The 11,776-nt window shown below is 42.4% G+C and carries 7 protein-coding genes; 2 read left to right on the top strand and 5 right to left on the bottom strand.

Annotation, left to right across the window (positions count from 1 at the left end; genetic code table 11):
* Nucleotides 1-8: 8 nt before the first annotated feature.
* The 3 genes from AOT82_RS01810 to AOT82_RS01800 all read right to left on the bottom strand — a co-directional run bounded on the left by AOT82_RS01810 (nt 9) and on the right by AOT82_RS01800 (nt 3,196).
* The gene (locus tag AOT82_RS01810; protein ID WP_071001545.1) at nt 9-1,034 is read right to left on the bottom strand and encodes an ArsA family ATPase; all 1,026 of its coding nucleotides are present in this window, start codon (nt 1,032-1,034) and stop codon (nt 9-11) included.
* Between the two features lie 52 nt (nt 1,035-1,086).
* Nucleotides 1,087-1,398 carry a cory-CC-star protein gene (locus AOT82_RS01805; protein ID WP_093070887.1) on the bottom strand — a complete coding sequence of 104 codons (312 nt, stop codon included), beginning with the start codon at nt 1,396-1,398 and terminating at the stop codon, nt 1,087-1,089.
* Nucleotides 1,399-1,513: 115 nt separating this feature from the next.
* Entirely contained in the window at nt 1,514-3,196 is a 1,683-nt protein-coding gene (locus tag AOT82_RS01800) for a carbon starvation CstA family protein (RefSeq protein WP_071001544.1), read from the bottom strand.
* 307 nt (nt 3,197-3,503) lie between these two features.
* Here AOT82_RS01800 and AOT82_RS01795 point away from each other — a divergent pair, with 307 nt between their 5' ends.
* Nucleotides 3,504-4,172 carry a hypothetical protein gene (locus AOT82_RS01795; RefSeq protein WP_071001543.1) on the top strand — a complete coding sequence of 223 codons (669 nt, stop codon included), beginning with the start codon at nt 3,504-3,506 and terminating at the stop codon, nt 4,170-4,172.
* A 92-nt stretch (nt 4,173-4,264) separates the two neighbouring features.
* Complete coding sequence (locus tag AOT82_RS01790) at nt 4,265-4,828, top strand: hypoxanthine-guanine phosphoribosyltransferase (RefSeq protein ID WP_071001542.1); 564 nt, start codon at nt 4,265-4,267, stop codon at nt 4,826-4,828.
* A gap of 82 nt (nt 4,829-4,910) precedes the next feature.
* On the opposite strand, the gene recD is transcribed toward AOT82_RS01790, so the two are convergent.
* Together recD and AOT82_RS01780 are read right to left on the bottom strand one after the other, a co-directional pair.
* Complete coding sequence (gene recD, locus AOT82_RS01785; protein WP_071001541.1) at nt 4,911-7,115, bottom strand: exodeoxyribonuclease V subunit alpha; 2,205 nt, start codon at nt 7,113-7,115, stop codon at nt 4,911-4,913.
* A 73-nt stretch (nt 7,116-7,188) separates the two neighbouring features.
* Nucleotides 7,189-11,715 (bottom strand): UvrD-helicase domain-containing protein, encoded by a 4,527-nt coding sequence (locus AOT82_RS01780; protein ID WP_071001540.1) that lies wholly within the window; start codon nt 11,713-11,715, stop codon nt 7,189-7,191.
* Nucleotides 11,716-11,776 lie beyond the last annotated feature (61 nt).

The raw sequence follows: 11,776 nt of genomic DNA, 5'->3' as shown, positions 1-11,776 counted from the left end.
TGCTGCATCTAGCCTAGCAATGTACTCAATGCCTCTGTGCCACGTACGTCTGTTTGCTGCAGATAAATTGGATACAGCGGATATTTAGAAAAATTGTTTTCAATATCCTGCAGCAAATCCTGCTGACGCTCAGCACGGCGGCGCCAAAACTCATCCGACTGCGTTGTTGATATCAACTGATTGACTACTATTGCTGCGGGCGTGAGCTTGCTGTCCTCTAGCTGTTCGATAGCCCGTTTGGTCTCAGCCAACGGCAACACGTCAGCCGTCATAACCAACATAATTGCTGTTTGTGTACGATCATGCAGCAGCAGTCCTGCTTGACGAAACAACTGCTTGCGCTTTTCTAGCACGGATACCGCTTGCTCCCAGCGATCAGGCTTTTTTGCGGCAAACGGATTGGCCACATGGTTCTTTTGAGCGCTATCCGTTTGACTGCTTTTTTGATTGTGACTGTCCAAATGCGTCGCTACTGAGCGCAGCTTGGCTTGCCGTCGTTGCTGAGCAAGCAGTCCATCTGTCCATGCACCCATCATCTCTGGTAGTACTAGCAACCGTAGCGTATGCCCTGTCGGTGCAGTATCAAAGATAATATGCTCATAGCCTGCATCTGCCGCTTCGACTAAATGCTGGCACATGGATTCGAGCATCGCTGCTTCTTGGGCACCGGGTGCTGATTTTGATAGTCTCAGATGCTCACGAATTTTGGGCATCATATCTGGATTGGCATAGGAATTAATCGTACGCTCAACTTGAGAAAAGTGCTCGTCAACGATTACATCAGGATTTAACTCAATGGCATCTAAATAAGGTGATATTGCTGTTTTTGCGTTATTAAGCTGTGTATCCAACACGTCGCCCAAGCTGTGTGCTGGATCGGTTGAGACAATCAGCGTCTTTTGCTGCTGGCTTGCGTAATAACTGGCAAGTGCGGCGGCAGTCGTGGTTTTTCCCACACCGCCCTTACCGCCAATAAATATAATCGGTTGTGCTTTTAGTTGTTCTACTAATGTATGTAGAGGATGTAATGCCATATTTTTATCTCATTTCTTATATTATTTTTATTTTTCAATCATAAATAAACGATTAGCAGCAGCCAACATGGTCAAATGGGCATCTATCCATACCCATGCGCGTGTGCCACTCGTGAAAGTTTTCTAAAAATAACGGCTGTAACTCTAAGGTATAAAAGCTGGCAGGATTATCAATGCCTAAGCTTTCAGCAAACATCAGCAGCATAAAGAAATCTTCTTCATCACGGGCAGCACGTGCCATCGTTTGGCGATAAGGTGCATGATAAAACTCATTGAGTCCTGCCACAAATCGTTGCCACCATGGTTGAGTACTCTCTGGTGGTTGGGCGTTTTCTATATCATTTGATGTGTTTTTATTTTCCATAATTCGCTTATACCCTACTTATTTCTTATTACCTATCATGCCTATGTGATACAAAAAACGCCAGCAATTGCTGCTAGCGTTTTTAAGTTGATAAATATTTAGTATGGTTTAGCGTTTAAATGTCACCGCTTTTGCCTTTGTGTATCGACCATTCTTTGCGTAATACAGACAGACTCTCAAACGTTACTAAGATGGTTGCTATCAAGATAATGATATCCATAATGATAAGCAGCCAATTGCCATCAGTGAAGAAAGTTTTGAGCTGAATAAGTAGTGCAAATACCGTCATGACTAGCAAGAACGACAATGGCGCTAAAGTGTACCAAACTGTTCTGCCTTTACGTAACAAGATAACCGTTACGATCATTAGTGTTAACGCCGCCATTAGCTGATTAGTCGTACCAAATAGTGGCCAGATAATCATACCACCAGCACCATCAATACCGCCCGCGCCGAATGCTAATAGCAAGCAGCTGCCGACAGCAAGCAATGTTGCGACCACGCTTTTATTGAGGACTGGCAGGTTATAAAACTCACCGAACTCTTGGAAAATATAGCGTTGCAGGCGTACACCAGTATCCATAGTGGTACCTGCAAACAAGGCAGCCATGACCGTAAGCATCGTCTGTGATAGTACCATGTCAATGCCAACACCCGCATTTAATATGGTCGCACCACCATCAATGAAGGCACCGATAGAACCGTCGCCAAATTTTTGATAGACCGCTTGCCAATCACCAAGGGTAGCAAAACCTGCGGTTGCTGCTAGAATTGCGCCGAGTGCCAGCATACCTTCACCTAGCGCACCAAAATAACCAACGAAACGCGTGTCTTCTTCTTTATCAATCTGCTTAGACGTCGTCCCTGTCGCAACCAATCCGTGGAATCCTGATATCGCCCCACAAGCAATCGTCACAAACAACAGCGGCATTATTGATGGCGTGCCAACTGGCAGTGCTGTGTTTATTGCTGGCGCGACAATATTTGGCGTGCCGATAAAGATAGCTGCATACAATAAAATCAAACCAACGAACAGCTGCAAACCATTAATATAATCACGAGGTTGCAGCAGCATCCATACGGGCAACAACGAAGCAATCGCCGCATAGGCGAATAAAATAAGAATCCATACAGCGTTATCAGGTAAGCCCATTACGGTCTCAGGTAACACAATCGGGAACATAGGGCCAAGATAGATCAGCCCATATAAAGCGCTTACCCCGAGAATAGATACCCAAACCAAATTCATCTTGTAGCGATAAATACACTGACCGATGATAAAGGCAACCACTAAGGCGCCCCAAACAGGCAGTACAGCAGATGGCGTTTTGATCATCATATTAGCGATAGCAACACCAAACACCGCGTTGACCATCAATAGTAATAAGAAAATCACAACCATCATCAAACTGCGGACACGTGTGCCCATGACTGTACCCGCAATAGAGCCAATTGACTGTCCCCTATTGCGCATACTTGCCCAAATGGCCGACATATCATGTACACCAGCCATAAAAATCGTACCGAGCACCACCCAAATGATGGCAGGTACCCAGCCCCAAATAACCGCAATTGCGGGACCGATAATCGGTGCAGCGCCTGCCACCGAGGTAAAATGGTGCCCCCATAGTACATATTTATTGGTAGGAACATAATCGACCCCATCTTTCATCGTATGCGCTGGCGTGGGGCGACTGTTATCCAATGCTAAAACTTTAGTAGCAATGAATTTTGAGTAAAACACGTAGCCACAAAGCATAGCAGCAACGCCGAATATCAGTACAATAGCACTATTCATCTTATCTCTCCCTAGACAAGTAGTAGGTAGTCTTATAAGTTCAAGCTTTTTAAATCAAAATATAAAAAATATGCTAAATTAGTGTGCAGCGAGTCATTCATATAAACCGACCCGTCACCGAATAAATTGTAAAAATCATGTGTGATAAATATTAGCCAACAAATTTTCACATTGTACAATTAAGGTGCGTCACTAAGTAGCATATAGCGTGGTGAGTCTTTGTTTCAAATTCCGGTTAAATGGTAACCGATTTCACGGCAAATGTAACGCAAGTAAGACATGAAAAACAACAAATAAAGGAAGCATAATGGCACATTATTTTGGTTTCGTACCTTCAGATAAATTAAAAGTATTAATCAGCGAGGCCGAACAAGTCGTTGCTTCAAATGAGCAAGTAGAATATTACCCTTACCGAGACGCGCTCACTCATCAGACTGCACGAGATCTAACGGACAATTTGTTAGTCGGTTTGGTTGAGATTATTCCAAATCCTGAGCGTCAAGCGGCCATGCGCAAGATTGTTGCCACCATTGAACGTGCCACAGATACCCTACTCAATATCTTGTTAGGTAAAGAAAATAACGAAGATGTGCTGCCAAGCTTTCACTTTCTAAAAGATCAGGCAACTTTTATTGATAATGAAGGCGTAAAACGTATTGGCTTTAAGTTGTCAGAAGCAGATGCTAGAACTATCGTTGAAGGCTTTGCTGCTATCACACCAGAGCACGTAGATAGAGCCAAGTTTAAAACAGCGCTCGAAACCATGAATGACGCGACATTAACCCACTTCGTCAGCCGCTACGCTGAAACGTTAAAATTAGGTATGATCAAACGCAAATCAGTGCCAGTTGCCAAATCTGCGATTGATAAAGGAATGAATATGGCGCTTAACAAGCTACTACCTGATCTACCAAATGACTCTCTCAATCGTTTGGCGAATTATTACCGTCCATTTATCATTGAAAAACCAGAGTAATTGCTAAATTTTGATCAAATGGTCATATAACATTGGGAAAATTTACCAAAACTTGTTAAAATACTTGGCATTTTTCACCAAAGGTGCGCCCGATGACCCAAATCAGCAATCAAGAAATCGAAAAAACATTACGTAACTCAGAGTGCCTGATCAGCAGCATTGAAGTTGCTGCCGCTTATGAGCGCTTGGCCGCTCAGCTTAACCTACACTACGCTGGTTTGAACCCAATTGTGATGGTTGTTATGAACGGTGGATTAATTCCCGCTGGTCAATTATTGACGCATCTGACATTCTATCATCGTATGCATTATATCCATGCGACACGCTATCGTGACAACGAAGGTACTGACGATCTTGATTGGAAATTCAAGCCTGATGTGAGTATCGAAGGCGAGCATGTCTTGTTGATTGATGATATTTTTGATGAAGGCATTACTCTAAAGGCTGTTGTCGAAGAGCTAAATAAAGAAAAACCATTATCTCTCGAGTCTTGTGTGCTGCTAAACAAGCAGCATGACCGCAAAGTTGCCGATTTTGATGTTGATTTCGTTGGTATTAATGTCGCAGATCGTTATGTCTATGGCTGTGGTATGGACTTCCATGGTTACTTGCGTCACCTGCCAGGTATCTATGCTATCAAAGAAGATAAGGTTTAAGTCTTACCTCTAAGTGACTAACAATATCTAAGTTCAAAAAAAGCATCCAATTTGGATGCTTTTTTTGAACTTAGAATGATAATCATAAGTACTCAAACTGTAGGGACAAACCGGTATGTCTTTCGGTCGGTGTTTGGACAGCTTTCTCAAAAGCGTGTTTCGTACTGTATATCGTCACTTGTTTTTTGGCACGAGTCACCGCTGTATAAATAAGCTCCTTGCTTAATAATCTTGCATGACTATCATCAAACGTAATTGCGACATGATCAAATTCAGATCCCTGCGACTTATGAATCGTCATAGCGTATGCAGTAGCAACTACCTCCTCGTTGAGTAGATTGACCGCAATCCCTTGGGTCTTATTTTCAAAAAATACTTCCAATTGATTTCGTTCATCTGATGTCTGTAAGCAAAAACCAATATCACCATTAAATAACCCTAATTCATAGTTATTCTGCAAAATCATAATAGGGCGACCGTGGAACCATGCGTTTTGACCCAGTGGGAGCTTTAGTTCAGTGAGATGCCATTGGGTGAGATAATTATTGATGTAATGATCGCCCCACTCACCATTGTGACCAGCAGTTAATATTCTGAACTCACTAAATATTTCCATCAATGATGCAATAGTGTTTTTTATTGATTCTGGCATAGATTTTTCTATTGGATTTCTTAGTAAATTTTTAACTATTTCTATATATGGTTGATAAATTTGGGAGATCTTTAAGATATTTTTTTCATTGCTTAGGCTATTTTTTATTTGATTGCTTGGTACAGAGTCTACTTGCAACGTATTCACGTATTGGAAACTCAAGGCATCGTCTTGCCTTAATAATTGCCAAATAGTTTGAAGATTTGTCTCTGCTCTATTGATTTGGATAGCCAGCTTGCCAATACCTGAGTCCGCGCCAAATCGGCGACTCTCAGTCAGCTCTGCATGAATGGATTGTAGCAATGGTATGCAGCATAAATCCGCCAATACCGCCCCTGCATCGACTGCTGCCAACTGGTTAGCATCACCTAACAGTATGAGCCTTGCGCCTGGTTTCACTGCACTCACCAAGTAATTAGCCAACTCAACCCCTAGCATCGACGCTTCATCAACAATGATAATATCTTCGCCAAGTGGATTATCGGCATTGTAACGAGGTCTGCCCGTCCGCCCAATACCTAGCAAACGGTGAATGGTTTTGGCTTCTTGCAGCTGCAAATTAATGCCCGCTGTATCCAAAGCAGCTTGTAAAGACTCTTGCATACGCTGTGCAGCCTTACCAGTAGGCGCTGCTAGTGCGAGACTCGCACTATCCGTACTAAATCTAATATTTTCAGAACCCTCTCCTCCACTCTCTGTCGCTTGTTGCAGTGCAATAACTAACTGAGCAACGGTGTATGTTTTACCTGTCCCTGGACCACCGGTAATGATACTAAACGCGTTGTTATTAGCGACATTAATTGCTTTTATTTGATTTTCGTGAAGGCTTTCAGGTATTGTTATTGGTAAAGGCTTTACTTTTTGATTCAAGATATTGTTAATATTTTTTGCCAAATTAAATTCGGCCTGCCATGCGCGATGTAGCCAAAAAGTAATAGATTCTTTTGAATTTTGGCTGTTAGTTATGTCGTAAATGATAGGTTGGTTATTATTGCTTAGGCTATTTTCTTCATTGTTACTATTAGTGTTAGCCTTAACCTCAGCAAACAAAGCATGCTTATTAACTAGATTTATGAAAAAATTAAAGTCGGTATTTTTTAGTAGCTGAAATACCTTGGCAATTGTATCAAAACGCTTGGTTAGCATGTCCTTTTCATGATTACTCAGCGCCAACTGTATCCATAGCTGATTCCGCTTATCAAATAATGTGCTTAGCAATGTAAATATCGACGTTTCGGCGGTAGATTGATCTTCTGGTTGAGTATTTGATTTGGTATCTATGAGCGCAAAGATTGGCATTGCTAGCACCTCTAATAACTGTTGCTGCCAAGTGTATAATGTGACTGACTCATTATTGATTTCACCTTGCAATACCTCTTCATGCTCAGAGGACTTAATGGTCAGTACGGTATGGCCCTCTTCTAAATGCGTCGCTAACATCATGAACAATGCGTTAAATAAATAATCGTCTTCTTTCTTATCAGCTTGTTTGCTCTCATTATTCGCTTTTGCATACGTTGCGTCGTACGCTATACGCGTTTGCTCACGGCGTAGCAAAATATAATCACTGATATTACTGGCCCAGCTTTCTTGTAAGCCCATTGCTGCACTGCTTTTATTATTATTGCTCATGATATATTTGTCTCTATTTTGACCTGTTTGATCTTTTTAGAATCTTTGATTAATGATAGTCGTTAGGTATGATCTACTAATCAGGTACACCAAATAGCGCATCTAAACCTTTGATAAAATCGATTGGTATATCCCACGTCACAAGTCCATAACGGCCGTTATGTGGTGATTCGCTCGTCTTAATAGCCTCTTGTGATACGGTAGCAGTTGCTTGAGCGTCGGGGCTATATACCCCTCTTAGAAAGACATATTCTACCGCCCCTAAATACCTAGACTCATTGCCTACATAATCAGCAATTCTCATCGAAAGGAATCGATGCAAAGCTACTTGATAAATTGCTGCTTGTAGCCAGTAGCCTGCTTTTGTCATAGCCTTTCTGAGTGTATTTTCATTGTAATCGCTTAGGCTATTTCCTAAAAAATTACTCTTATAATCGACCACATAGTACTTGCCAGCATACTCATAAACCAAATCAATCTCACCACGCAAGTAACGATACAAGTGCGTTCTATTTTGCGGTACAAGATTGACATGCTTGTCTGTCTCATCAGGTAGATACTGTTGAAATAACTGACTGATATCCTCTGCTTTAAAGCGCTCTGACAGCCCCATATTGAACTCTAATTCAGCAAAGCGTTGCTCTTCGTTGAGAGAATAAAGTGGCTGATTGGACGCTAGCAGCGGAGTACGCAGCACTTCTTCAATCCAAGCAATCAAGGCCTCATGCTTTGTCGTATCTATTGCATCAGCGTTAAATGAGACAGAACTCTCTTCTCGGTTACCTTGTGCTCTACGGCTTTGGTGTTCAGCACTGCTATACATCAGCGGTAATTGATAACTACTGACCGCTCTATCGATCACCCCAGACCACTGGGATTTATTAGTGAAATCGATTTTTTCAAATATCTCATGTAAAAACGTACCTGCATTAGCACCTTTTACAAAGGTAAAGCGAATATCCTCTTCTGACTTGAGACTTAGCTCATCAATTTTTTCGAGAGACGTATTACTATCAAGGCTACTATTAGGATAAGGCTCTAACGACATTGCAGCGTCTGCCATATCAATGTCTATCGCATCATCAATACGCTCATCAACAACAGCCATTGCTTGTGTTGATTCGTCTAGCTGACGAGCCAAAGCTGTAAAGCTGGTCTTAGCCCAACCATAAAAATAACTCGTTTTCATGACCTCAGCAAAAGGAACATACTCAATCGCTTGTGTCGTGGGTTCGATGGTAAGTTTGGTATCTGTTGACGTTACTGTCTTAGTATAGTGACTATTATAGAACTCATTAATATTATGACCTCTAAGCATACCTATCGTGCCTTTTAGCCTATCAGGTAATTCAAACTTTGCGTCTGGAGAATCAAACCAATAAAATACCGGTTTTAGCTCAAATCCTGTTTTGTTGCTTGGATCTCGCAGCACGATATAAAGCTGCTCGCTAGCCCGCGTAAATGCCACATAACCAAGTCGGCGCAGCTCATCAAAGCCTTCTTTTGTTTCGATATCAGTATAATAGTCCTCTACCGTAGCAGAGCCTTGCAATGGTGAGAAGCGGCGCTGATTACCTATAAATTGATCCTTTGCTGATTGCTGCACTAACGCTGAAGGTGCTTGCTGAGCATTATATAGATACAGACCATACTTCTCATTATTACCTGATTTCCTACTGGCATCTCCCATACCCAGTACATAGACTATCGGAAACTCAAGCCCTTTTGATTTATGAATGGTCATGAGCTGCACGCCAGACTCTGTGGGTAGCGGATACTGCTTCGCCCAATCGCTGTTGGGTGCAGCCTCTATGTGCTGCCTAAACCAAGCTAATAGCTCATGCTCACCCATGCCTAGGCCATACTGCGCCAACACATCCATGATATGACGCAAATCCATGATATGTCGATCGCCATCTGGATGAGCGGCTAGTGCTTGCCAAACGCCTTGTGTCTGTATGGGGCTTTTATCTAGTAAGTAATGTAGCGCCGACAAAACACCAAAATGCTGCCAGCGCTGTGCCCCTTCCTTTAGATACGTAATAAAATCTTGATAGCTCTTTTTATGTTCTGTATTTTGAACATCGCTACTATTTAGATTGATACTATTAAGTCTATCGTCACTCTCAGCCACGCCTGACTCATGATCCGTCATCATGGCTTTGATATCGTTGATACTTAGGCCATATAGATGACTGGTTAAGACCCGATTAATCATGTCATGACGATACGGATAGAGCATGGCGCTCAGTAGCGCTGCGACATCTTCTGCCATAATCGTCTCGAAGATACTGACGTCACTGGTGGTCAGGGTTGGGACGCCTAGTTTGACCAACTCGTCTTCAACCTGCTTTAAATCTTTTTTGGTACGTGCCAACACTCCAATATCACTAGGCTGAATCGGCCTATCTTTTAATGTCTGACCACTACTGAGCAAGCTAGCAATATGACGAGCGGTGATTTCATACTCATCATAATCAAGCTCACCATCTTTACCATTAGGCAGGTGCAAGATGCTCACCGGCTGAGCAGAAAGCACTTCCGTCACCAAGCTACTATCTTTTGCGTCTGAATCCCTAAACCAAGATAGTTTACTCTTGGCTTCCTCACCTTCTTTTTCTTTCCTAGCTTTCGTATGCTGGTAATAAATATCACTGCCCAACTGTGCCAGCTTGTTGTCAGCAGTCGTTGCTGTCGGCATACCAAACCAGCAGTTTAGTGCATGAATCACCCCTGCATTTGAGCGACGGTTGGTGTTGAGCGTCCAAATGGTACTTTTGTCAAACTGCCCTTTCATATAATTATAGTTGGTCACGTCACCGCCACGGAACCCATAGATCGCCTGCTTTGGGTCACCAACCAGTAGCAAAAACTCATGGCTGGATTTTTTGGTAGTGGATTGCTTGTCATTATCCGACTGTTTACGTTTACGCTTTGGCAAATAGATACTTTCGATCATAATGGCTTGCTCGCCATTGATATCTTGCGACTCATCAATTAATGCAATGGGGTAATGGTGACGTATATAACGTGCTAGCTTATCGCCTTGCCGACCTGTTAGTGCTTGGTTTAAGCGCACCATCTGCAGACTAAAGGTGGTCTCCCCTCGCTCCTCTAAAATCACTGGCAGTCTATTGCGTACCGCAAGCACGATATGACGGTTGAGGTTGGCTAAAATCAATAAAATATACTGATTTAACCTTTCGATCATATCCAAGAGCGCCATTAATGTACTAATGGTCTCTAACTCAAAAAGGGTCTGGTGCTCTTTCTCCCTATTCTTATTAAAGTTTTTAATTTTGCCATCTTCATTTGGATATCTGGCATCCTGCAAAGACGTCAATATCTTGTTTTCACGCTCATTCAAGTAGCTGCTAAATGTCAGCTGATATTGGACTACTTTTTGATGAACATCGACAAGAGCATCAAAATGATTGGTTAAATTAGAGTTTCCACGAAACCCTTGAGATTTTCTATAATCGGGGTTTAGATAGGGCTGAATATCTGCCAAATCTAACTGGGCAAACTCATCAATCAATTTCTCATACGCATCAAAATCAAATCCTTGCTCTAGTTTTATCTCATCAATCGGCGCAGAAATAAAATTCAGCGAGCGAGAAACAAAATTTTTATGATCACCTACTGCTGTCAGCTTACCTTGCTGATCCATAAGCGCATACAGTTTGGGCTGCTCATGATACAAACGGCTTTGAAACTGACGCAGCTCATCATGGATAATACTATCGGTAACCTGCTCGATACTACTGTCTTCTATAATCGCCATGCCTTGCTGATGACCGGTTTCACTACTGTACTCGGTCAGCCACTTTTGCGCCAAGCTATCGAGCGTCCCGACAAACAGCTTATCCAACGTGGTTAACACTAATGCAGTACGCCGGATCGCCTCCGCCATCGGATAGCTATACACATGATCTAATAGATAACCGACTAAATGTAGGTTAATGGGATCGTCCATAATAGCGTTTAAGCGTGCATGTTTGGCTTGCTCTTTTAACCAATCTTCACGCGCTTTTTTGACTTGCGCGCGCTTTTCTCGAGCCACCTGCTGAGCATGTTTATGGTCATGGTCAATATCTTGATTAAACTCATCAGCCTCTGTTTTAGCATTTGATTCGATACTTGAGTCGTTGCTTGTTGGCTTATCCTTGTTATTCTTGTTATCGCCCCTATCAGGCAGTACCTGCAATATATTGGGATATAAGTTATCTTTGTTCTTGGTATCTGCACTCAGGTTATTGACCCATTGTAATAGCTGATAAAACTCTACCAAACGATCATGGATACGCTGACGCATCTCGGCAGCGGCGGCTCGAGTAAAGGTGGTGGCAATGATTTGCTCTGGCGCACGCCTCACTTCAATCAGGAGACGCAGCACAATGCCTGTCAGCGTCCACGTTTTGCCTGTACCTGCTGAGGCTTCGATAAGATGCCTTCCCGTTAATGCAACAGCAACCGCCGGTGTTACTTCTTCTTTTTCCTCAACTATAGCCCCTGAGTCACCCGAAACATCTGGATGATCGTCAGATAAATTTGGTTGTACAGTAGGTTCGATAATGTCGGTTGTGTCAGTAAAATCTGTCATATAAGCGCATACTTTTAATTATTATCTATAAAATCTAGAGGATAAAAAGAAAACTAAAAAC

It is taken from the genome of Psychrobacter sp. AntiMn-1, assembly GCF_001854065.1.
GTDB classification, from domain to species: Bacteria; Pseudomonadota; Gammaproteobacteria; order Pseudomonadales; family Moraxellaceae; genus Psychrobacter; species Psychrobacter pacificensis.
This window is presented reverse-complemented; position numbering and strand designations above follow the sequence as displayed.